At 48.2% G+C, this 23,906-nt stretch carries 17 protein-coding genes; 4 read left to right on the top strand and 13 right to left on the bottom strand.

What is annotated here, in order from left to right; all coding sequences use genetic code 11:
* Positions 1-49 precede the first annotated feature (49 nt).
* From L1D44_RS00545 to uvrA, 3 genes are all read right to left on the bottom strand, one after another.
* Positions 50-1,018 carry a M28 family peptidase gene (locus L1D44_RS00545; protein WP_239888305.1) on the bottom strand — a complete coding sequence of 323 codons (969 nt, stop codon included), beginning with the start codon at positions 1,016-1,018 and terminating at the stop codon, positions 50-52.
* Between the two features lie 69 nt (positions 1,019-1,087).
* Positions 1,088-1,399: a hypothetical protein gene (locus L1D44_RS00540; RefSeq protein ID WP_239888304.1), complete on the bottom strand. Its 312-nt coding sequence runs from the start codon at positions 1,397-1,399 to the stop codon at positions 1,088-1,090.
* 17 nt (positions 1,400-1,416) lie between these two features.
* A complete protein-coding gene (gene uvrA / locus L1D44_RS00535) occupies positions 1,417-4,260 on the bottom strand; it encodes an excinuclease ABC subunit UvrA (RefSeq protein ID WP_239888303.1) in 2,844 nt (947 codons plus the stop codon).
* Positions 4,261-4,530: 270 nt separating this feature from the next.
* Here uvrA and L1D44_RS00530 point away from each other — a divergent pair, with 270 nt between their 5' ends.
* Together L1D44_RS00530 and ssb are read left to right on the top strand one after the other, a co-directional pair.
* Complete coding sequence (locus tag L1D44_RS00530) at positions 4,531-5,898, top strand: MFS transporter (RefSeq protein ID WP_239888301.1); 1,368 nt, start codon at positions 4,531-4,533, stop codon at positions 5,896-5,898.
* A gap of 32 nt (positions 5,899-5,930) precedes the next feature.
* The gene (ssb, locus tag L1D44_RS00525; protein WP_220769641.1) at positions 5,931-6,596 is read left to right on the top strand and encodes a single-stranded DNA-binding protein; all 666 of its coding nucleotides are present in this window, start codon (positions 5,931-5,933) and stop codon (positions 6,594-6,596) included.
* A 142-nt stretch (positions 6,597-6,738) separates the two neighbouring features.
* Here the strand turns inward: ssb and L1D44_RS00520 are convergent, their stop codons facing one another.
* Positions 6,739-7,470, bottom strand: coding sequence for a transporter substrate-binding domain-containing protein (locus L1D44_RS00520; protein WP_239888300.1), 732 nt, complete (start codon positions 7,468-7,470; stop codon positions 6,739-6,741).
* A gap of 538 nt (positions 7,471-8,008) precedes the next feature.
* On the opposite strand from L1D44_RS00520, the gene L1D44_RS00515 reads away from it, so the two are divergent.
* Positions 8,009-8,425: a hypothetical protein gene (locus L1D44_RS00515; protein ID WP_239888299.1), complete on the top strand. Its 417-nt coding sequence runs from the start codon at positions 8,009-8,011 to the stop codon at positions 8,423-8,425.
* Between the two features lie 44 nt (positions 8,426-8,469).
* On the opposite strand, the gene L1D44_RS00510 is transcribed toward L1D44_RS00515, so the two are convergent.
* From L1D44_RS00510 to cutA, 8 genes are all read right to left on the bottom strand, one after another.
* Positions 8,470-9,501: an aldose epimerase family protein gene (locus L1D44_RS00510; RefSeq protein WP_239888297.1), complete on the bottom strand. Its 1,032-nt coding sequence runs from the start codon at positions 9,499-9,501 to the stop codon at positions 8,470-8,472.
* A gap of 34 nt (positions 9,502-9,535) precedes the next feature.
* A complete protein-coding gene (gene galK, locus L1D44_RS00505; RefSeq protein WP_239888295.1) occupies positions 9,536-10,690 on the bottom strand; it encodes a galactokinase in 1,155 nt (384 codons plus the stop codon).
* 547 nt (positions 10,691-11,237) lie between these two features.
* A complete protein-coding gene (locus L1D44_RS00500; RefSeq protein WP_239888294.1) occupies positions 11,238-12,659 on the bottom strand; it encodes a solute:sodium symporter family transporter in 1,422 nt (473 codons plus the stop codon).
* Between the two features lie 59 nt (positions 12,660-12,718).
* On the bottom strand, positions 12,719-15,934 hold the full coding sequence (locus L1D44_RS00495) for a glycoside hydrolase family 2 TIM barrel-domain containing protein (RefSeq protein WP_239888293.1): 3,216 nt from the start codon (positions 15,932-15,934) through the stop codon (positions 12,719-12,721).
* 63 nt (positions 15,935-15,997) lie between these two features.
* Entirely contained in the window at positions 15,998-16,924 is a 927-nt protein-coding gene (locus L1D44_RS00490; RefSeq protein WP_239888291.1) for a hypothetical protein, read from the bottom strand.
* A 68-nt stretch (positions 16,925-16,992) separates the two neighbouring features.
* Positions 16,993-18,651 carry a cation:proton antiporter family protein gene (locus L1D44_RS00485; RefSeq protein ID WP_239888290.1) on the bottom strand — a complete coding sequence of 553 codons (1,659 nt, stop codon included), beginning with the start codon at positions 18,649-18,651 and terminating at the stop codon, positions 16,993-16,995.
* Between the two features lie 204 nt (positions 18,652-18,855).
* Positions 18,856-20,688 (bottom strand): protein-disulfide reductase DsbD, encoded by a 1,833-nt coding sequence (locus L1D44_RS00480; RefSeq protein ID WP_239888289.1) that lies wholly within the window; start codon positions 20,686-20,688, stop codon positions 18,856-18,858.
* A complete protein-coding gene (gene cutA / locus L1D44_RS00475) occupies positions 20,685-21,008 on the bottom strand; it encodes a divalent-cation tolerance protein CutA (RefSeq protein ID WP_239888287.1) in 324 nt (107 codons plus the stop codon). Before cutA ends, L1D44_RS00480 begins: the two co-directional genes overlap by 4 nt.
* Before the next feature lie 317 nt (positions 21,009-21,325).
* Between cutA and L1D44_RS00470 the strand changes: the two genes are divergently transcribed.
* Complete coding sequence (locus L1D44_RS00470; protein ID WP_239888286.1) at positions 21,326-21,913, top strand: FxsA family protein; 588 nt, start codon at positions 21,326-21,328, stop codon at positions 21,911-21,913.
* Here L1D44_RS00470 and L1D44_RS00465 read toward each other — a convergent pair.
* Entirely contained in the window at positions 21,910-23,712 is a 1,803-nt protein-coding gene (locus L1D44_RS00465; RefSeq protein WP_239888285.1) for a protein kinase, read from the bottom strand. The genes L1D44_RS00470 and L1D44_RS00465 overlap by 4 nt on opposite strands.
* Between the last annotated feature and the right edge of the window lie 194 nt (positions 23,713-23,906).

Here is a 23,906-nt window from a genome sequence, read left to right as displayed (position 1 = left end):
CAGGCCAGATAATGAGTTAAACTGTTTAAAAAGTGACTAATCAGTAAAATTATTGTGGGCTTTTGAGTATTAAGCTGTCTATTTTTAACAGTTGATAGGCTGATTCACTGACGGCGGCGAGAAAGTTAACATCTATTTTATCCGCGGTGTCGGTGGGTTGGTGATAATCCCTATGGATTGGTACGCCAAAATAGAGCCAAGGTATGCCTGCTTGATGAAAAGGGTAGTGATCGGAGGCGCGTAAAAAGTCGATAGCTATGACCGAGCCATCGAAGGCTTTAGGCTGCTGAGTTCGAATGCAGATCTGGTTATCCTGCCTGATGGACTTTCGCATCTGTGAGAAGGAATCAAAACGTCTTGCTCCCTCAATGTAGATGGCGCCAGTTCGGTCGGGTCTGCCGATCATATCAAGGTTTATGGCCAGCTCTACCTGCTCGATATTGGGGGTTGTGTTGGCAAGCTTAAGTTGCTCAATCAGAGCATACCCACCATAAAGCCCGGGTTCCTCGGCATCGGTGGCAACGAATAACAGATTGAATTTGCTGCCTTGCTCTTTTGCAAATTGGGCCAGTTGCAGTAACCCTGCGATGCCAGAGGCATTATCATCGGCGCCGGGATAATACCGCCTATCGCTGCCTCCAAGATGATCATAATGGGCTATGATGATGCGCCAACTTTGGGTTTCTTGCTCAGCTGGGAGCATACCGACCATATTGATCCCCACTCTATCAGTGAATGAACGTTGGTAGCTAAAAGGGTGTTGGTATCGGCCTTGCCAAGGGTGGAGTCCGACTTGTTTAAAGCGTTGCAGCAGAAACTCTCGGGTTAGGGATGCCCCCTCGGAGCCTGTTTTGCGCCCCTGTAAACGAGCCGAGCTTAGGGTATGCAGATCGGCTGTAATGGTGCTGACATCGGCCCAATAGACTGCTGGTTCCTTATCACAGTAGGAGCGAGTGGCGCAGGAGGTCAGTATCGTTGAGCCGAGTAAAGCCGTGGTGATTAAAAGTAAACGCTGCATCCATTTTGCCCATGAGTGTCTTTCACTATCCCTGTTATTGAGACTAGCGTTTAACACTCATGTTAGCGACTATATTTCACTCACTTTAGTGCTTTCTTGTTCGCTATAAGGATTCGTTTGCTTAATTTTATAAACAGGAAGGCGGGAAAACAGTCGCAGTTTCGCTGTGACATTGACCCGTGAGTGCTTTTTTAGATTACCGACAGCCACACGAGCAACACTGCCATCGGGCAGCGCTATGGTAGTCGATTCATCATCACTGCTAATGACTCTGGCCTTGACTGACTTACAGTTACCTATGAGGGGATCGAATACGGCGATAAGCAGCAGGCCTAGCATCATCACTAGGCTTGTGCTTAAGAAGAGGTTTTTAAAGTGCATCGATTTTCTAACTGGCTCTATGCTTTGCTTAACAGTGGCTTTAAGAAACGCGCGGTATGAGATTCGCTATGCGCAGCCACCTCTTCAGGTGTACCTGCAACTAAAATCGTACCACCACCAGAACCGCCCTCAGGACCGAGGTCGACAATCCAGTCCGCCGTTTTTATTACATCTAGGTTGTGCTCAATGACTACAATAGTATTGCCGTGTGACTTGAGGCGATGCAATACATCCAATAACAGTTGGATATCAGCAAAATGCAGACCCGTTGTTGGCTCATCGAGAATGTACAAGGTCTTGCCGGTATCACGTTTCGATAACTCTTTGGCAAGTTTCACACGCTGGGCTTCACCGCCCGACAGAGTCGTTGCGCTCTGCCCGAGACGGATATAAGACAGACCCACATCCATTAAGGTTTGTAGTTTACGAGCGATGGCTGGAATGGCATCGAAGAAGGGTCTCGCCTCTTCAACTGTCATCTGTAGCACTTCGTGGATGTTTTTGCCCTTAAAGCGCACATCTAAGGTTTCGCGGTTATAGCGCTGACCCTTACAGCTGTCACAAGGCACATACACATCGGGTAGGAAGTGCATCTCTACCTTGATTAAACCATCGCCCTGACAAGCCTCGCAGCGGCCGCCTTTGACGTTAAAAGAGAAGCGTCCTGGCTGATAACCACGGGTGCGTGACTCTTGGGTCGCGGCAAACAGTTCACGAATGGGGGTGAAAATACCTGTGTATGTTGCAGGGTTTGAACGTGGCGTACGTCCAATCGGGCTCTGATCGATATCGACGACCTTGTCGCAATGATCCATGCCAATCACTTTCTTATAAGGTGCGGGCTCATCAACCGTTGCACCGTTAAGTTGCATATGAGCAATCTTGTAGAAGGTGTCGTTGATAAGCGTCGACTTACCTGAGCCTGATACGCCAGTGATACAGGTGAACAAGCCGACAGGAATTTGCAGATCGACATCTTTAAGATTGTTACCCGATGCGCCAAACAGCTCGATTAATTTATCTGGATTGTACTGGCTGCGTTCGGTTTTGATATGAATTTGCTTCTCACCAGATAGATACTGACCTGTGATCGACTCTTTGCAATCGAGCAGATCTTGCAAGGTGCCTTCACCGATAACTTGGCCACCGTGAACACCCGCACCTGGCCCGATATCGATAACGTGATCCGCCATGCGAATGGCGTCTTCATCGTGCTCGACCACGATAACCGTGTTGCCTAAGTCACGCAGATGAATAAGAGTTTGCAGCAAACGCTCGTTATCTCGTTGGTGCAGACCGATAGAGGGCTCATCGAGGACATACATCACCCCAACAAGCCCCGCGCCTATTTGGCTGGCGAGACGAATACGTTGAGCCTCACCACCAGAGAGTGTATCGGCTGAGCGTGACAGGCTTAAGTAGTTCAAACCGACATTGACCAAGAAACCTAGACGATCACGTACTTCTTTTAAGATCTTTTCGGCGATCTGCGCACGTTGGCCTGTTAGCTCAAGCTGCTCGAAGTACTCTGCCGCCTCGCCGATAGACCACTGGGTTAAAACTGGGAGGTTTAACTCTTTAATAAAGACGTTACGGGCTTCTTCACGTAGACGAGAGCCACCACAGCTTTGGCAAGGTTGGGTGTTGATAAACTTAGTCAACTCTTCACGCACCGCGTTGGACTCGGTCTCGCGATAGCGTCTGTCCATGTTATTTAAGATCCCTTCGAAGGGATGATTTCTTACGACCACGTCGCCGCGATCGTTGATGTACTTAAATGCGATACTCTGATTACCTGAACCATAGAGTACGACTTTGCGTACATCATCGCTTAACTGTTCGAAGGGTTTCTCTATATCAAACTTGTAGTGCTCGGCGAGCGAGGTCAGCATCTGGAAGTAATAGAAGTTACGTCTATCCCAGCCGCGAATCGCCCCGCCTGCTAATGACAGCTCAGTATTGGTGATCACGCGTTCTGGATCGAAGAACTGTTGCACGCCTAAACCATCACAGGTTTGGCAAGCGCCGGCTGGATTGTTAAATGAGAAGATCCTTGGCTCAAGCTCGGCCATGGAGTAACCACATACTGGGCAAGCAAAGTTAGCCGAGAATACATGTTCCTCAGGCTTAGCTTTACCTTCTACAGGTTCCATACTGGTGACTTTGGCGATACCGCCCGATAACTCAAGCGCCGTTTCGAATGACTCCGCTAGGCGCTGCTTCATGTCGTCGCGTACCTTAAAGCGGTCAACCACCACTTCGATGGTATGTTTTACGTGCAGGTCGAGTTCTGGCGGATCGGTTAAATCACAGACCTCTCCGTCGATGCGGGCGCGTATATAACCTTGAGCGGATAAACTCTCTAATAGTTTAACGTGCTCACCTTTACGGTTGTTAATGACGGGGGCCAGTAGCATTTGACGGCTGCCCTCAGGCAGTTCAAGCACCTTATCAACCATCTGACTAATGGTTTGTGCCGCAAGGGGCTTACCGTGAGTCGGACAGCGAGGCTCGCCGACACGGGCAAACAGCAGGCGTAAATAATCGTAGATTTCGGTAATGGTACCCACGGTGGAACGTGGATTATGAGATGTAGACTTCTGTTCGATTGAGATGGCAGGGCTTAGGCCCTCAATATGATCAACATCAGGCTTTTCCATTAAACTCAAGAATTGACGAGCATAGGCCGACAATGACTCGACATAACGTCGCTGTCCTTCAGCATATAGGGTGTCAAATGCAAGAGAAGATTTGCCAGAACCAGACAGACCTGTGATCACAATGAGTTTATCACGGGGAATAGTCAGGTTGATGTTTTTAAGATTGTGGGTACGAGCACCACGAACTTCAATATTTTCCATCTAGCGTTCAGATCTCTAAGCCGAAAAAAAGTGGTTAAGTATCTCACAAATTTGCCTGTGGCAATAGACAGAACTTAGGATCAATTGTAGGGAAGGATTTGGGTTGTCTCTATAATTTTTCAAGCATCTTATGTCCGAGTCAGTCATGTGAGTCGCTATCAAGTTAAAACATGACTTAGTCATGCACCTTTTGCTTTTACTTTTGGGTTATTGAAAAACTTCATGATAAACTGCGCCACCTAATTTTAAGTTCATAGAGCAGGGCGGGGAATGGCCAACAAGGGACTATCCAAGACTGAGAAGAAGGTCGCGTTTTCATTAGCCAGTGTATTCGGGCTACGCATGATGGGTTTGTTTATGATCATGCCTGTGTTCGCGCTTTACGGACAGCACCTCGAAGGTTTTTCACCTTTATGGGTGGGTATTGCCATCGGTGCCTACGGTTTAACTCAGGCAGTTCTTCAAATCCCGATGGGGATCTTGTCTGACAAGTTCGGCCGTAAGCCGATTATTCTCGCCGGACTGCTTATTTTCGCCTTAGGTAGCTTAGTTGCGGCCAATGCCGAGACGATTTACGGCGTGGTTGCTGGCCGAGCACTACAGGGGATGGGGGCAATTGCCGCCGCCGTGTTAGCGCTTGCTGCGGACTTAACTCGTGACGAGCAGCGTACCAAGGTAATGGCGATTATCGGTATGTGTATCGGTTTCTCCTTTGCGCTGTCGCTACTGGTTGGTCCGATAGTGGCCCAGCACTTGGGTTTATCGGGTCTGTTTATGATGACGGCGGGGCTCGCTATTTTAGGCATGTTGATCGTACAGCTGTTAGTGCCCACTCCGGTTGGTCAGGCGCCAAAGGGCGATACCGTTGCCGTGCCAGAAAAGCTAAAGCGCATGTTGTTCGATCCGCAGCTGTTTAGACTCGACGCGGGTATTTTCATCTTGCACTTGGTGTTAACCGCCGTATTTGTGGCGTTGCCGCTGGATTTAGTGGACGCTGGCCTAGCTAAAGAGAAGCACTGGATGCTCTATTTTCCAGCCTTTATGGGGGCATTCTTCCTGATGGTGCCGCTGATTATTATTGGGGTTAAACGCAATAATACTAAAGGTATGTTCCAAGTGGCGCTGCTCATCATGATGGCCGCGCTGGGCTCGATGGCGATATTTGCCGATAATTTAGTGGTACTGAGCATTGCCGTGGTGTTGTTCTTTACCGGCTTTAACTATCTAGAGGCATCACTCCCTAGTCTAATTGCTAAGTTTTGCCCTGTTGGCGATAAAGGCTCGGCTATGGGCGTTTATTCGACCAGCCAATTTTTAGGTGCGTTTTGTGGTGGTATATTAGGTGGTGGTGCCTATCAGTTGGTTGGGGCATCTGGGGTATTCGCGGTGGCATTAGGCTTAATGTGCCTCTGGTTTTTGTTGACCTTTGGCATGAAAAATCCTGTGCTACTGAAGAGTTACACACTAGAAGCGAATGTGACCGACAAACAGAGTGCAGTGGCCATGGCCACCGAGCTGTCGGCGTTAGCGGGTGTGTCAGAAGCGATAGTCGTACTCGAAGAAAAAGTGGCTTATTTAAAAGTAGATGACCATTTCGATTTGAGAGAAGCCAGAGCTGTGTTACGCTCTGTCGATTAGTAAAAATTTAATATACGTTCCAGGAGATTTCAATGGCTAGTCGTGGTGTCAATAAAGTAATTTTGGTCGGTAATTTAGGACAAGATCCTGAAGTACGTTACATGCCAAATGGCAATGCCGTAGCCAACATTACCGTGGCGACAAGTGAGTCTTGGAAAGACCAACAAGGTCAGCAGCAAGAGCGTACTGAATGGCACCGTGTTGTGATGTTCGGCAAACTAGCTGAAATCACTGGTGAGTATTTACGTAAAGGCTCTCAAGTTTACCTTGAAGGCAAGCTACAGACTCGTAAGTGGAAAGACCAAAGCGGTCAAGATCGTTACAGCACTGAAGTGGTTGTCGATCAAGGTGGTAGCATGCAGATGCTAGGTAGCCGTAACCAAAATGCTGGTGCTCCATCGCAAGGTGGCAACCAGAACTATGGTGGTCAGCAGCAACAGCAAGGTGGTTATGGTTCACAACAGCAGCCACAACAGCAAAACAGCTACCAGCCGAAGCCACAAGCTCCTGCTCAGCAAGGTGGTTACCAGCAGCAACCACAGCAACAGCAGCAAGCACCTCAACAAGGTGGTTACGCGCCTAAGCCGCAATCTGCACCAGCTCCGCAGCAAGCGCCGCAACAGCGCCCTGCTCCGCAGCCACAGCAGAACTTCACTCCAGATTTGGATGATGGCTGGGACGACGATATCCCGTTCTAAAGGGGAATAGAGACTAGTCATTACAAAAAGCCCAGCTAATTAGCTGGGCTTTTTTATGTTCGATAGCGCGAGAACCTGCCGAGCATTGGAAATGTTGCCTCACTTGTCAATTGACACTACCTATTTACTCTAGGTATTGGGCTTAAAACACTATCTGGTATTTATCGAGAATGACTTGATATTCGCCACTTTGCTTTAGGTTTTCTATGCCTTGAGCAAACTTAGTGGCGAAGCTGCGCCCCTTATCATCGTTACTAAATCCAACATAAAGCGCCGTGCTTTCATTTTCACTACCCGCGAAGCGAATATTCTCACTATAGCCATATTGCTTAGCGGTGTAATCGATGACGTAACGGTTACCTATTAGTAGGTCAATTCGCTCTTTGGTCGCTAAGTAGAGGTTGGTCTTGAGCGGCTTTTCTCCGGAGGTGCGAATGTGGCTTTGGCTGTTTTCTAAGTAACGGTTCAATGACTCGCCATAGTCATAACCTAAAATGGTAGCGATGAGCTTGTTATCTAGGCTCTCTAGATCTGAGTACTGCCAATGAGAGTTTGCAGGTGTATAAAAGTCATTGGTGTATTGCCCAATCACCATATGATTATTACTGAGGGAGAAGGCTGCAATGTGTTCGGCTGTTACCGCCAATACGGCATCGAGTTTGTGCTGACTTGTGAGTGTTAGTGCTCTTTGAAAAGGGATAGATTCGAATTTCACCTCTACATCAACCGAGGCGAAAGCTTGCTGTGTGAGCTCGACGACATAACCTGAGTTGTCGGTGCAGATATAGGGACACCATATATCGGAAGCCACCACAATTTGCTCTGCGTTTGTTGAAAAGCTCATGGCACAGAGTATGAGTAATCTACACTTCAAAACAATCCTTTTACTGCTCATGATATTAAGGCTGGCCTTAGTCTAACAAAACCCTGCTAAGAAAGGAGGGCAATGGACAGGTTTTATCACTCATCCTTCCACTTGATTGAGTCTGAATTGAAAATCGATTTTTCGGGATAGTTTGTTGCGGTCCTTTCGATACAATTTAGCTCTAACCCTATAGTAATAGGGCTTGATGTTTGACGAAGGCTTGTTGTTTATTTTCGGTGCTTGTTACTTAAATTGTTGATGTTGTGAGGGTTGTCACTCTGCTTGGTGATTTTTTGTATTTATTGATAGTGAAAAACTTGAATAACGACTGCTTTGAACTAAATTCGATAAGAGCTGAATAATTTATGTGATTTATTTCGTCTTTGAGAGGAATATTTTGTATTTTCTACTCTTGATATTCGGCAAAAATCTGTAAAAATACCGCTTCTGTCCCTGATGGCAAAATACAGGGAAAACGGAAGTAAATGTTAGCGCAATTTACTTCTTACTTTATTTTGTATGTGTTGATTTAAGGGCATTAACATATATGTACAAGACGACAAAAAAACCAGTTTGGTACGGTGAGCTAAGAACCGCTCGCGGCAATACCATTCTTATTCATGATAAACAGTTTCCAGATGCTTCTGCAGGGCGTGTTTACTTCTATAACGCGACTCGTGAAGCAATTATCGAGTATGCAGAAGATATCGTTAAGCCTAACCTGCATGAACTTGATGACCAGGCGATAGCTGAAGTTGAAAAGACTTGTGGTGCAGCTTGGTTTGCAGCCAGAGAAGAGTTTATGGCTAAACATCAAGGTTGGGTTGAGGCTAATAATCCTAAGAGCGCAGCAGCTACTCCTAAGAAGGCAAAAGCCGTTTCTGAAGACGATGAGCCAGAGTTAGAGTCAGCCGATGGCGACGATGACTATGATGATGATTGGTCAGATGATTACGACGATTAATCATTAAGAGTTAGATAACAGCGCCTCGGCGCTGTTATCTGCTTTTAAGCATCATTCGCAAACTGATAGCGACTGATATGATGGTAGATCTCACCAGGATTAATTATCGCGTTCCCTGCAATGTTAGTTTGGTTAGGGGCATCGGGTACCTGTTGAGGCTCCAAGCAAATCCCCTGATATTGATTTAGTCTATGTTGGCTCTTGCCAACCACCCCCTCTAAACCATTCCCCCCATATACCTGTACACCAGGCTGATTCGTATATAAGGTCATGCTGCGACCACTGAGCGGCGAACTTAAACGGCCAAATCGCTGTAACTTCGACTCAGTTGTAGGCATCAAAAAGCAGTGATCGATACCCGATGTCGTGGTTAACTCTTCACGACCAATGAGTGATTGCAACTCCGTTGGCATAGAAAGATCTAAGCCACTGCCTTGGGTTGCACAGATCGCCTTTGGGATCCCGCTATCATTTAGACTCAGATACTGTTTGGCATCGATCTGCAATTGGTGATTCAGAGTTGTCTGGCTCGCGTCGAGGTTAAAATAGCTGTGCTGCGTGAGGCTGATTGGGCAGGGTTTATCTGAGCTGGCTAAGATCTCCACATAGAGATTACTTCCCACGAGGCGATAGTCGAGCTGTACGTTACAGTTACCGGGGAAGCCCATATCAAGATTTGGGCTTCTTAGGCTAAGGCGTACACCATCGGGGAGAGTACCTAGCTGCCACTGCTTACGATGAAAGCCCTCACTGCCACCGTGCAAACAGTTATTGTCTTGGTTAATGTCGAGTTGATGCTGAGTGCTGCCAAGGTTAAATCGTCCATTGGCAATACGGTTTGCGTATCGTCCGGCAATGGCACCTAAGTAAGCATCTTGGCTTAGATAATCTTCGACGCTATCGCACCCTAACACTAGATTACCCCGCTCGTCATTGCGGTCTGGGGTCCATAAAGAGCGGATAATACCGCCTAGGCTTAACACCTCAATAGCGATAGTGCCGTTATCAACAAGGACTCGCTCAATCTGTCCTCCGCGTGGATCGTTCCAAGGTTCGAGAGCGCGAAAGCGTACCATGTTGAGTCCTTATTCTAGGTTCTGTTAGAAATGATTAATTATCGATGCGCTTGGCGCCATCGCTGGCAGAGCACAGATAAATGTCGGCTTCTAGGCCTGTCTTCATCGCATATTTTTGCTCGATGGTTTCGACAACAGCATCAGTTAATTCATGATCGACCAGTGCCACAACACAGCCACCAAAGCCGCCGCCAGTCATACGCACGCCGCCTCGCTTACCGATCACATCGCTGACAATCTCGACCAGATAATCGATTTCGTCAGTGGTGATCTCAAAATCGTCGCGCATGGAGAGGTGAGAGTCGGCCATTAGCTGGCTTAATTTAGCGATATCGCCCGCCTCTAATGCCCATGCGGCATTTTGAGTGCGTCTGTTTTCGGTGACAACATGCTTAGCGCGTCTATAGCAGGCATCGCTGAGTTCTGACTTGCCCGCCTCTAGCGTGGCGAGATCAAGATCGCGCAGTGATTCCAAACCAAAGTGAGTCGCCGCCAGTTCGCACTGCTCGCGACGCAGGTTATATGCAGATTCGACTAAGCCACGCTGTACGTTTGAGTTGATGATAATCAGACTCAAGCTATCGGGAATACTGATCGCTTCACTGTCTAAGTCGAGGCAATCGATAAGCAGCGCATGGTCTTGTTCACCCAAGGCACTGATCATCTGGTCCATGATGCCACAGGCACAGCCGACAAACTGGTTTTCACCGCGCTGAGCCAGTTGCGCGATCGCAAGTGGCGACAGCTTGATCTGGCTACAATCGTTGACCGCAGTGCCAAAGGCTATCTCTAATGCGGCCGATGAGGACAGGCCTGCGCCCATGGGGACATTACTGACAACTGCCACGTCTAAGCCTTTTGGCGCTAGACCTGAGCTAGCCATGGCGGCAGTGAAGCCCTTGAGGTAGTTTGACCAATGATTGGCAATGGGCTGACCCTCTTCGCCGAAAACCCATTCTTCGATTTCACCGGGAAAGGCATCGGATACGGCGCGAAAGCGCTGATCGTCACGGCGCTTTACAACCACCGCAGTATAGAAATTGATGGCGGCTGGAAGCACGAAGCCATCGTTATAGTCGGTATGCTCACCTATAAGGTTGACACGTCCAGGGGCACAATACAGCTCATCGGCTTGGGTGCCAAAAGTTTGCACAAACAGCTTGTTTGCTCGTTGACTGGGGTTGGACATAATCTCAAATTTCCGAATGTTAATATTTGCGCTCAGTACAAAGACCTTGCTGTAAACTGAGTGGTTATACTAATTAGTATAAGAAGTTGTTTTACCCAGAGTATTTTTGGCAAACTCATTCAAGGCGAATGAATGACATAATGTTTGCTGCCTGATGAGTTCATTCATGCAGGAGCAATTAATGACCTTGCCTCAAAAGCACTAAACTTTCGCTGAGTGATCAAATCTTTAAACTGATTAGTATTCGCTGCACTTTGATTCTGGCGACCAATTTCTTAACAGCGGGTTACATTAAAATTTTTTCTAAGATGTTGAACATCTTAATTGAGCGCTAGTAGCCTTCTAGCGAGAACGGCAGTGAAGAGTAATTTGTACACTCAATATCCATCTATTGTTTTATATCACGACTCTACAATTTGTGTAACTGAGTTTTTCTATTAGAGCTGTAGCTGAGACCCGAGTATGGTTTAGCCGAAAACAAATCAAACCCAACCGTCAAAAAGCAGGCTCGGCAGGGTAAGCCTACCGAGTTCGATGCTGTTAGCGCTTAATCACTCACTAGCTGAGCGCTCAGGCTCTGTGGGCCAAAAACATATTTGCTCAGTGCTAATGTCACTAAGATTGTCGCTGCGAGTGTGATTGCCATCATATGAATGAAGTGCAGAGGACTCCAGACAAAGGTAAATATTGCATACATCAACACGCCGAACACTAGGCCAAACTTAATCGCTTTTGCATTCACATCTTTAAAGGCGAGGGCGCAGATAAAGGCCGCCAATACAGGCATAGAGTAGAGACCGTTTAGCTGCTGCAGCAATGAGATGATGCTAGCCGACTGGGCGAACACTGGCACTAAGCATAGGGAGAACAGGGTGAAGACGAGGGCAACGCGGGTACCAATTTTACGTATATCGGCATTAGGGTTGATATAGTTTTGATGAATATCGCAGGTGTAAAGCGCCGCTGCCGAGTTGAGGCAAGAGTTAAACGAACTTAGCACAGCCCCCGCCATTACCGCGGCAAAGGCGCCAGATAGCCAACTAGGTAGAATATCCCCAACCAGTTTACCGTAGGCGACATCACCTACATCGCCATAAAGTTTATAGGCGACAAGGCCGGGGAGCACCACGATAATTGGAATAATCAGTTTCATAACTACAGCGGCATAAAGGCCTTTCTGTGCTTCTTTGACCGATTTTGCCGCCAAGGCTCTTTGGGTGATCACCATGTTGGTACCCCAGTAAAAGATCTGGATAAAGATCATGCCGGTTAGTAGGGTGTGCCAAGGAATATCAGACTGGCTATCACCGACAAGGGTCAAGCGTTCGATCGGTACGCCAGATAGATCCCAGTTTACGGCGTTGAGTGCAAGATAGGAGACCACCACGCCCATAAGCAACAGACCGATACCGTTGAGGCTATCGGATATAGCGATGGCCCTTAGACCACCGAAAATCGCATAGATAGCGCCCACAACCGCAAAGATGATGGCTAGCAGGGTCACTGAAATGGATAAGCCAAACATCGACTTCATAAACAGTGAGCCGGTATAAAGCACCACAGGTAATAGGATAAAGGCATAGCCGAGCATAAACAGCACCGATACCATGGCGCGGATCCCTTTGTCTTGATACTTGCGTTCCAGCAGTTCAGTGGTCGTGGTGCAGTTATATTTGTAATAGATAGGAATAAGCCATTTCGCGAGGATAATTAATCCCACCGCCGCGGCGATCTCCCACCAGGCGACGAGCAAGGTCTGGGCACCGTTCATCCCCACGATTTGCTCGGCACTGATATTGGTCATCATCAATGAGCCTGCGACCACGATCCAGCTTAAACCGCCACCGGCAAGGAAATAGTCTTTGCTGTCGCTACAGTCGCGAGTTACCTTGCGACACTTCAGGTAGGTGATCAAACCTACCATGGCGGTTAAGCCAAAAAATATAACCAGTTGAATAGTCTGTTCCATGTTGATCCTTCACCATTATTTTTAGTTTTAATATCCGTGGTCGTACAAATCTTTTGTGACTATCGCTTAGCCCTAGCCTGCTGCTGAATATTGGCCTCAGCCGGAACAGGCTCTAGGCTGAAGCTAAAGCGCATCGGTTTCGCCTCGATACGATAGGGGGTATGTACAGGGCGTCCCCATGAGGTATCGCCGCCAACGCCCATCTGCTTGTAATCGATATTCCAGGTGACAAAGTCACGGATTGGAATTTCCGCGCCATGGTTGGCGGTCACTGGCACGAGACCCGAGGCTGAGCCCTCGGCATCGCCGTCCCTAAAGTCTATATCAGCCTGAGCAAATGGCCACAGGCTGGTCTGCAACATCTCACCATCCATTGTGGATTGCGCCAGTAACCCCGCGCCTTTGCTATTGGTCACGGCCACATAGCGAACATCGGTGCGCTGGCCAGTTTCTTGTGGTCTTGAGTAGCGATGAAAAGTTTTCTCTATCGGCAGGGCATACCAAGCAACAGCATTACCAGTTTTTCTATCGGCATAGCTCTCTTCAGGGCCGCGGCCAAAGTAGTGCATGAAACGGATCTCGAACGGCAGCTGAGTGGTAAAGCCAAATCTTGGTAGGTCGGCAAGCTCACCTTTACCTGGAGTAAAATCGCTACTCACCAGTAACTTTCCCTGCTGACTCAACTGATAAGTCGTGGTGAGGCTAAAGCCAAGTACAGGATGCTGCTGGACAACATTCAGTGCGGCATGCTTACCCTTGGTGCGGCTGATGGATACGAGCTCAAGCTCGAGTGCGGCGTCTTGCCACATGCCTGCCCACTTAGGCATCTGGTTACCTAAGTCATTATCGGTCGGCGCGCGCCAGAAGTTCGCCATCAAGGGCCCATCTAGGCGTGAGACTCCCTTGACCTTAATATCCGTCAACCAGCCGCTAGTTTTGCTGATGAAATATTGGTTGTCCTTGTTAGCTAGAATCCAGTTCTGGCTATTTTGCTCGATGGCATCGATTACTTGGGGCGAGGCCGTTTTTGCCGATTGCAGCTGGAACTGCTCGAAGGCGATCAGGTGATCGCTTGGCAGCATAGGCTGCGGCGTATCGACCTTAACTTCAAGTAACAGCTGATATTCATATTGCTGACTTTGTTGCATCGCCTCAAGCACTGAGCCTGGCAGCGTCATCTGGACTGTCTTGCTATCGCCAGCGTTTACTAGTGGCATAGCGAGCAAGCCCTTTGCGAATGAGCGACCATCTTGCTGCACGGTCCACACTAAGTTGAGGCCCTGTGTGTCGATAAAGTCATGGCGGTTGGATAGCGTAAAATCGACCTTCTGTTGCACGGCTCTAAAGTCAGACAGCTTGAATGGCTGATAGACTTTTTTCACCTCAGACAGATGTGGGTGCGGATTTCTATCGGGGTCCACTAAGCCATTATTGAGAAAGTTGCCATCGGTGGGCATGTCGGGGTGATAGTCTTTGCCGTAGGCCCAATAACGTTGGCCATTTTCATTGGTAAACGCGAGAGATTGATCGACCCAGTCCCAGATAAAGCCGCCTTGCAGCTGTGGATATTGGTCGATGACATTCCAGTAGTCTTGCAGATTGCCGACGGAGTTGCCCATGGCGTGGGCGTATTCAATCATGATCAGCGGCCTATCCTTATGCTCTTTAGCGTACTTTTCGATGCGCTCAATGGATGGGTACATGGGCGCGACGATATCGGTATAGGCGTGTTGTCCCGCTGGTTCATATTGCACTGGGCGGCTCGGATCGCGCTGCTTAATCCAATCATAGAGAGCGGCAAAGAGTTTGCCTTCACCGGCTTCATTGCCCAGAGACCAGATGATGATAGAGGGGTGGTTCTTATCGCGCTCGACCATGCGCTCGACTCGCGCCTGATGGGCGGGCAGCCAGCTCATCTCGTTACCTAGCTGGGTGTTCTTATCGATCGCTAGCGGGTGTGACTCGATATTGGCTTCATCAATAACGTACAGGCCATATTTGTCGGTGAGGCTTAACCAGTAGGGGTCGTTTGGATAGTGGCTCGAGCGTACGGCATTGATATTGTTCTGCTTCATCAGGCGAATATCGGTTTCCATGCTGGCTCGACTCACCACATGGCCGGTATCTGGATCGGTTTCGTGCCTGTCGACACCGCGAATGGTGATCGCCTTGTTGTTCACTAATAGTTGACCCCCTTTTATCTCGACGCGGCGAAAGCCCAGCTGCTGACTGCTGGCTTGCAGCAATTTACCTTGGTTGTCGCTTAGGCTAACGATGAGTTGATAGAGGTTTGGAGTTTCAGCGCTCCAAAGCTTAGGAGACGTGATGGAGAAGTCGAACTTGTGGCTCTGTAGTTTTTTAAGCTTAGCGATAACTTGTTCACCGCGGCTAACCTCAATACCTTGGGGCGAAAGCAGTCGATAGCTGAGGCTGACGTCTTTGGCTTTGGCGTGGTTCTCGAGTTTTAGCTTAAGCGCTACCTCGGCCTTGTCGAGGCTTGTCGACATTTGATATTGGGCGTCGATATCGCTGATGCGCTGTTTTTCCGTGGCATAGAGATAGACATCGCGCTCGATGCCACTGACCCTGAGCATGTCTTGGCTCTCTAGATAACTGGCATCGCTCCAGCGGATGATCTGTAAGGCCAGCAGGTTTTCCCCCTTGTTTAAGTAAGAGGTGATATCAAACTCTGCTGGTGTCTTTGCCCCTTGGCTGTAACCCACTTCTGTGCCGTTGACGAAGGCGGTCAGCGCCGAACGAGCCGCGCCAATGTGTAGGAAAACCTGCTTATCTTGCCAGGCTTCTGGCAAGGTGATTAGACGGCGATAACTGCCGGTAGGGTTGTGATCCTCAGGAGCATCGGGCCAAGTCGTGGTAAACGGGTAGCGCTCATCGAGGTAGATGGCGTGACCAAAACCTTGGGTCTCCCAGTTTCCCGGTACCTGAATGCTTTGCCAATCAGTTAGATCGGCATTGGCTTGAGCAAAATCCTGAGGCACGCTTGATGGGTTATTAGCGTAATGAAATTGCCAGCGGCCGTTAAGATCGAAAAAGTTACTGCTGACTCGGTAGTCATCCTTGAGGGCTTTCTCTTGGCTCGAATAGCCAAAGAAGCTAGCGTGTGCTGGCTGCTTGTTCTGCTCGAAGATTTGGTGATTTTGCCATCTTTGCGGCGTATCAGCTGCATAACTTAACGGGCTGACCAAAAGGGCGAGTAAGCTGGCGATAATACGACGAGTGTTTACTGTTTTGCTACTTGATTGTTGGCTATTCATCAGGGGGCGACTCTTCACTAATTATTATTTTTTATTGTGTTTTGTATCTGTTTTCTTATCTGTTTACTTTCGCTGCCATACGACGGCTAAGTGCTTATTATCTGGGCTTATGGCGATACGCGATGGGCTAAGATAATCTGCACTGGGTGGCGATATTGGACTGACTAATTGCCATTCTGGTTGAGTATGTTGATCCGCTTGCCAGCCGACTAAATCACCGCCATCTATGTTGAATAACCAATTACCTTGGCTCCAGGTATAGTCTTCGCTGGCGCTAGGGGGCAGTGCAATTAATCGCTGATGACTATTGTCTAGCGGCGAGTAACGTTTAATGATGCGGTCGCCATCTAGCTGCTTATGTAGATAGCTGAAGGCTTTATCGTTGGGAATGGCGTGAATACTGCGGCCGACATTGGCCACTACAAAGTGACGCTCATCTGCGGTTTCACCCACAGGTTCAAAATAGAGGCTGTAGGCGTACCTCGCCCAAATAAGCGTGCCTAAACGCTCATCACTGGCAAAATAACCTGCAGGAATGAGGCTGTTGATTGCTCGTTGGCGTGGAGTATTTGCATTTTGTTGCCAAATGCTTTGGTGAGGAACACCTTGCTCGACTACATATTTAATGTGTACGCCATTGGCGACTGTTGTATAGGCCTGCGGTGAGTATTCACTCTGCTCGGGGGTAAAGGTCAACTGGCTGAGACTCGCGTTATCGAGTCGATATTGATAGATATCGTTTTGTGCATCGACTCTGTCGGAGATAAACAGTAGATTTTGGCCATCAGGGCTAAAACTGGGTTGATTGTCATAGCCATCACGCTCGGTAACGGCTTTAGCTTCGCCTAAGTGCCATTGCTGCTCAGCTTCGTTGTAAGCGAGCGGATAGAGCCAGATATCAAATCCGGCAGCTTGAATGCTGCCGGAGATAAATAGGCCTGTTAGAAGTGCATAACCCACCAGAGTAGAGTTTTTATAATTGTGTGGCATTGTATGTTATCGGTCATTTTATACTCGTTGAGAAATAACATACGCTATAATCAGGATAATGTATACAATTAGCCTTTTTGTAGACTCTCCTGTGTTTCGACTTCATTTTTTCGATTGATTGCGTTGGGATTATCTGGCGCGGCACCGCTTGGTGTCAGTAGCTCTTTGACCAAGTGCTCGACAAAACCCGCTCCAGCCGCTTCATAAAGGTTGTATACACTATGCACTCCCGACTCGCTAAGCGACTGGGCATCTTCTTTATATTTGACGATAGCGCTTAGCTTACCTTGATAATCCAAGAGCTTTAATTGCTCAACGGCAAACTGATTACCCACGTGATGGGGCATGGTTAGTAGCACGAGTTCAAGGTGGGGGGCTCTATCGAGTTTTTCCCAGAAGTCGGTATCGGATGCATCACCTTGTACAACATTTCGACCTTCAGAAATATGGAAGTCGACCAAGTCTTGTTTATGCTCGACGCCTAAGATCTCGCCATCATAACGAGACCTGAGTTCATCATAGGCACCGGAGCCGATACGGCCCATACCTAAGATCAGAAAGCGAGGATTGCCGACCGGGATAGGCCTATCTTCCGGATGCAAAGGGTGCTTTTCCAAACGCTTGAGTCGACCTTGAAACTTTTGGTAAATACGGCTTGAGGCTGTGTTAAGTGGCGCGGCAAATAGAAAGCTAAAACTTAATGCCACCGCTAGGATCACCATCCACTGTGGCGGTAGCCAGCCTTTTGAGGTCGCTACAGCGGCAACAATTAAGCCGAACTCGCTGTAGTTACCAAGGCTAAATGAGCTCATCAAGGCGGTACGAGAACGTAGCTTAAAGTATGTAAGCAAGTACATAAATAGAATGACTTTAATCGGTACCACTAGGACTAAAATCGCGGCTAAGCCGATATCGGAAAAGCTCGGTAAACCGTTGAGCCCTACCGTTAAGAAGAAGGCAACGAGGAAGAGCTCTTTGAAGTAAAACAGCGACTTTGCCAGTTCAGATGACTTGGGGTGGCCGGCGAGCAAGATGCCAATAATCAATGCACCGAGATCCGGTTTAAGACCGACAAGCTCAAATAGCCCAGCGCCCAAGACCAGCGCCATCACTAGGCCAAATAACACCAGTAGCTCACCGTGACCGACTCTGTCGAACGCCTTGTAAATGAGTGGTTTCGCCAGTGGTAGCAGCAGAAGCGCTAATGCCCAATACGAGGGGATATCACCTTTGGATATAGTAAGGAAAGCGACCGCAAAGATATCCTGCATAATCAAGATACCAATTGCCACTCGGCCATAAAGTGATTGCATGTCACCTTTATCTTCAAGCACTTTTACGGCAAAAATAGTACTGGAAAAGCTCAATGCGAAGGCGAGTAGTGCCAGTTGATCAAGCTCAAGGCCTGTGAGCTGTTCCAGTCCCATGAGCCCAAGTAGCTTAAGGAGTGGAATGAAAAAGAGCATAGAGCAGAGTAAGTGCAAACTTGAGCCCGCCCAAACTTCGGCTTTAAACAGGCTGCGCAGATCTAGCTTAAGGCCGATGGCAAATAGCAGCAGGGTAACACCTAGGTTAGCCAGTTGTTCAAGCATGGGTAAACTGGACTCTTCGATACCAAATAGAAACAGTACAAATCCCGCAACAAGATAGCCAATTAAAGGGGGAAGTCCCACACGGCTTACTAACATGCCGCAGGCTAAGGTGATAATGAGTATAGCGGGTTCCATGATGCTCCTTTTCTAGTGATTTACATCCAAGTGCTTTGGGTATAATGATGCACCATTGTATAAGAAATTTATGAACTTGAGCTGAAAAATGTGAATAAATTTGAGGCTTACAGATCTTGTTGCTAGTTGGACAGGAGGAGAAGAAAAGCCCCGGTTTATCGAAATAAACCAGGGCTTGATTATCAGACTTAGTTAACTCACTCGTTAATTAACTAAGTGGTCTAGATGTTCGGCAAAGGCCTTTGGTCGCATAAAACCTGTGACACGTAGCTCGTCTCGGACGGCACCATTTTCATCAAACATCAGTAGCGTTGGCAGGCCGAGGATGTTGTAGTGTTCCAGCAGTTCGATATCAATCGCATCGTTTTTCGTCACATCGGCTTGCAGCAGTACCATCTTATCCATGCGCTCTAGCACCTGTGCATCTTTGAAGGTGATCGCTTCAAACTCTTTACAGGCAACGCACCAGTCGGCATAGAAATCGACCATAACAGTTTTGCCTTCAGCGGTTGCTGCTGCAAGTTCAGTATTTAAATCATCGAGTGACTTAATACGTTTAAACCCATGGTTTTCAGCAGCACTGCTAGCGGCGACACTTGTATGAGTATTAAAGCCAAGCTTGGCCATTACTGCTTGCATACCGTAGGAGAAACTCCCCAATAGCGCCAGCATCAGTAGTACCGAGCGGGTGGTTTGCTTCCAGTTAAACTCGGTGAGCTTGTTCTGGTGCATTAAGTAGCCCACCAAAGCGATACCCCAGATTGACCAGAGTAAATCAGAGATAAAGCCTGGCCAGATGCGGCCTAACATTACAATCGATACGGCGATGAGTAGGAAACCGAAGATAGTCTTAATGACATCCATCCAGCTGCCAGCTCTTGGCAAGATCTTACCGCCAGAGGTACCGATAATCAGCAGTGGTAGACCCATACCCATGCTCAGAACGTAAAGTGCTAGGAAGCCCTGCATTAGATCGCCGGTTTGTGCCACATAGATCAGCGCGCCAGATAACGGAGCCGTGGTACAAGGTGAGGCGACAAGGCCAGAGATAATCCCCATCACAAACACGCCAATAACATTGCCGCCTTTTTGGTTGTTCGACAGTGAGTTCATCTTTTCCTGCCACTTCGAAGGCAGTTTAAGATCGTACAGACCAAACATCGACAAACTCAGCACGAAGAAGAGTATCGCCAGCACGATAAGTACAGCAGGGTGCTGCAAGGCGGCTTGATACTTCATGCCCGCCGAAGCAACGATAAGACCCACGAGTGAGTAGGTGATCGCCATACCCTGGACATAGACCATAGATAGGCTGAAGGCTTTTGCGGTAGAGAGTTTCTTGCCTTGACCGACGATGATCCCAGATAAAATTGGGTACATAGGGAACACACAAGGGGTTAGCGCAAGGCCAACACCTAAGCCAAAGAAGATGACTAAGGTCCAGATTAGGCTGTCACCCGAGAGCATCGCGCTTAGCGTGTCTTGTTGAGTGATAGGCGCGCTAGCGGTTTCGGCAGGTTTTGCGACCTCGTTGGTCGTTCCCAATGCTTTATCGGCATCGGCTAACAGGCCATCGTTGGCGGCGACTTCAGTCAGTTCTGCGGTTTTCTTAGTCGGTGGGAAGCAAAGTTTACCTTCGGCACAGCCCATAAAGGTGACGTTGAGCTTACTGCCTGCCGCGGCCTCTTTTATCGCTACTGGCATTTCGACGTAAGAGTAGTAAACTTCTTGCTCGCCAAAGTACTCGTCGGTGTGAGGCTTGCCTTGCGGCAGCGCGATTTCACCAATCACGGCACCGTCGGCAGCTTCAAATTTTAGTTTGTCGCGGTACATATAGTAACCGTCGGCGATGACCCAGCTTATTTTGACCTTGTCGCCTTGTTGTTTAAAGTCGAACACAAACGCCTGATCGACAGGCATCAGTTCGGGTTCCCCCTTTAAAAAGTCAAACTTATTACTACTGAAAATGCCCTCTGCATGTGCCAGCGGCGTCAGCAGCAGTAGTGAGGCTAAAAACAGATTTATGATTCTTTTCATGGCTGTGTGGTTTCTTTTATCCAATCAAAATAGGCCGGCAATCCTTGGGTCACAGGGAGTGCGATTAGCTCGGGTACATCATAGGGGTGTAGTTTAGAAAGCAGCTGTTCGATGGCATCGTAATGCTGTGCTAGACACTTTATGTGTAGAGTAAACTCTTGCTCTTCACACACTTGCCCCTGCCACTCATACACAGAGGTTACGGCCTGCGAGATCTGTACACAGGCCGCAAGTTTGGCTTTAACCAGTTCATGGGCAAGAGTTTTTGCCTGCTCTTGGCTCGGGCTGGTGGTGATCACTAACAAAAATTCGTTTTGCATTACGCTACTTTATTATCCAACAGATTAAAATTGTATTAAGCCAACGATTGTATTATGCCGTTCAAGGTACAATGGTAATCAGTAAAGCGAACGGCTTTCAAAAAGCTAATCGATACTTTACGTCTTTTAACTTAGGCTTGCATTAAGGCATGGCTAAAATAGTGATGCCAGTAGTTTTTGCTTACAATTACTCACCTAATTGCTGCTCTTACTAGGATTTATACTGTTAAATAGCTGCCTCAAACAGGCAACGACTTGAAAGTAGACCGGGCCGCCCCAATTTAGTTTTCATCACCAGCAAAAAATGTGAGGTCAGTGTGTTTTTTATTTTGTTAATAATATTTGTGTTAGTTCCAGTCATGGAGCTATCCGTACTGATCCGTGTGGGTGAGGTGTTAGGCAGTTGGACGACCGTTGCGTTAGTGATTTTTACCGCCGTCGTCGGCGTATCTTTGGTGCGTAGCCAAGGGATCAGCACCTTAATGCAGGTGCAGCAGAAGCTGGCTCGTGGTGAGGCGCCTGGGCAAGAGATTGTTGAAGGTATGATGTTAGCGGTCGCAGGGCTATTACTCTTGATCCCAGGCTTTGTTACTGACTTTATCGGCCTAGTGTTACTCACTCCATTTACTCGCATTCCGGTGGCGAAGTTCTTCTATAAGCGTATGCAACTAAAAGTACAGGCTAACGGTGGTTTTCAATCTGGCTTCGGTCCAGGGTTTGGCCCAGGAATGGGCCCTCATGGACAGAACCCATTCGAACAAAATGGTAGCTCGCCTTTCGATCAAGGTAACACCTTCGATGGTGATTTTGAGCGTAAGCCCGACCCGAGCGATAAGCGTCCCGAGAGTCATCAAGTGAATGACGCCTCTAAGCCTGTCCATGATGATAAAGAGCCAAAAGCCTAAGTCTGTTTAGGGTTTTTGGGGTAGAAATAGTCTGCCTTGCGCTCAATATGATTAAATTTGCGGGTGTTCTTATAGGGCAGTTTCATAAACCCTGACACCCCCTTTCCTTGAATCTTATCCACATGGGCTAAGATCCTATCCAGACTCGCTCTGAATGCGGCCTGTTTTCTTGGGTTGAGTAGACGCAAATAGCTGTGGATCTTCATATGGTTTGGCAGCACTTCAAAGATAATGCAGCCGGTGTGGTGGATCTGGTTTATCCAGCCGAGTTCAGTCATGATCTCCTTCGGCAGTTCTAGGTTCTCTTCTGGATCGCGGCCATCTTCAAAATAGGAGTGCAGTCGAGACTTATCTTCCAGTGACGGCACGTTGCCCACCTCAAACGGCAGCTGTTGATCCTGAGCAGTAACAAAAGGCTTTGAGCTGTCTTCACGCTCGATATGCAGGGTGTCGCGAGCGTTGAAGAAGCAAGCTTTGAATACCCCGATGCGGCGGATCCCTCGCGCTAGAGTTACCATGTTATTCACCGCTATGGTGATCGCTTGCTTCTGCTCTGGTTTATAGATAGCAAGGTTTGAATCGATAAACACCCCGGTTTCCCGCCAGTGAATAGCCAGTCCGCCAACGATGGCATATTGACTAAGGCGGCCCACGGCGGCGATAAAGCCTTTCTCGGTATCTCCCATGCCAGCCATAAAGTTACGGTAATACTTTTCTAGCTGCAGATCGTCCATTTTGGCTATGGGATCGTCACCATTGTGCTCTTTTAAGAATGCCTTACGCGAGCTGTAACTCACGGTTTCGACCTCTTTATCTCTCGGTAAGATCCATACAGGGATCTCGGCGGTCAGTGCTGCAGAATTAATCTCAGGCAGATGCATACGATGGCTGTGAGCCATGCTCTTTAAAAAGTAGTCGCCAGCATGTTTACGCCTCACGGGGTCGTCGCTGAGCATGCCATCTAAGGTTCGGGCCAGTTCGATAGGTAGGCCGATGCTGGTCGGGGGGATCACCTTACTACCAAAGCGACTAGCCTGACCTGAGGCGAGGGCGTAAAGCGTAGCCGCAACGCCTTGCTCATCAAACCTCGGGCTAGATAGCGCGCCATTGAGCTGCTCTTCACCGATGAAATATACATCGCCCATACGCGCATTGGTCTGTTGCTGATCGCTAGACATCAGATCCATCACATTGCCATTGACCGGATTGCCTTCGGTGTCTCGCTGGGCGAAAACAGCCGAGCCCCAGTCGATAAGGGAGAGGTGTTGGGTCTTGACGTCGTAAACTAGATTGGAGGGTTTGATATCACCATGAATGAGCGGACGACCATTGTGTAAATACTGCAAGATGGCGGCGAGCTGGCGAGCGATATTCATCACCATGGCGACGGGAAGCGCACCGACCCTAAGGCAAAGCTGCTCGAGATCTTCTCCCGGTGCTCTGGCCATCACTAAGATCCCCTGCTTACCCACATGCTCAAATTTAATCACCGGCGGCACATTGGGGTGGACGACCTGAGATAGCATAAAGGCTTCCTCTTCAAGCCGGTCTTGAATATGTTGTGGCAAGGTGAGGCGAGAGAATTTAAACACGTGGGCCTGACCTAACTTATTGATGCCTGCAAACACAAACCCATAGGCGCCTTTGCCCACTAGCTCGAGCTCTTGGTACCCGAGCTTGCCGAGTTGCTGCTTACACAAGCGGATCCAGGCTCTATGCTTACGAGCATCTTGAGCGCCCAGTAGATAGATAGACTGCTCTTCTGAGATATAAAAGTGCTGAAGTTCTGGTGTTTGCAATTGAGCTCCCTCTGTTGTTAACCCATTAAATCAACAAGCTGTAATAAAGTCCAAGTTGATTCAATTTAAAGCAGAAGCAACAGCTTTAAAAAAACCAGTCTAGGTCACACCTAACCAATATTTTCGGGTTAGATATTGATACACATCAAACCTAACAGAATAAGAGAAAGGTAATCTTTAGTTAGTACGACTAT

Source organism: Shewanella sp. Isolate13 (genome assembly GCF_022398325.1).
Taxonomy (GTDB): Bacteria; Pseudomonadota; Gammaproteobacteria; order Enterobacterales; family Shewanellaceae; genus Shewanella.
Note: the sequence above shows the minus strand (reverse complement) of the source record. Positions and strands in the feature narration are given on the sequence as shown.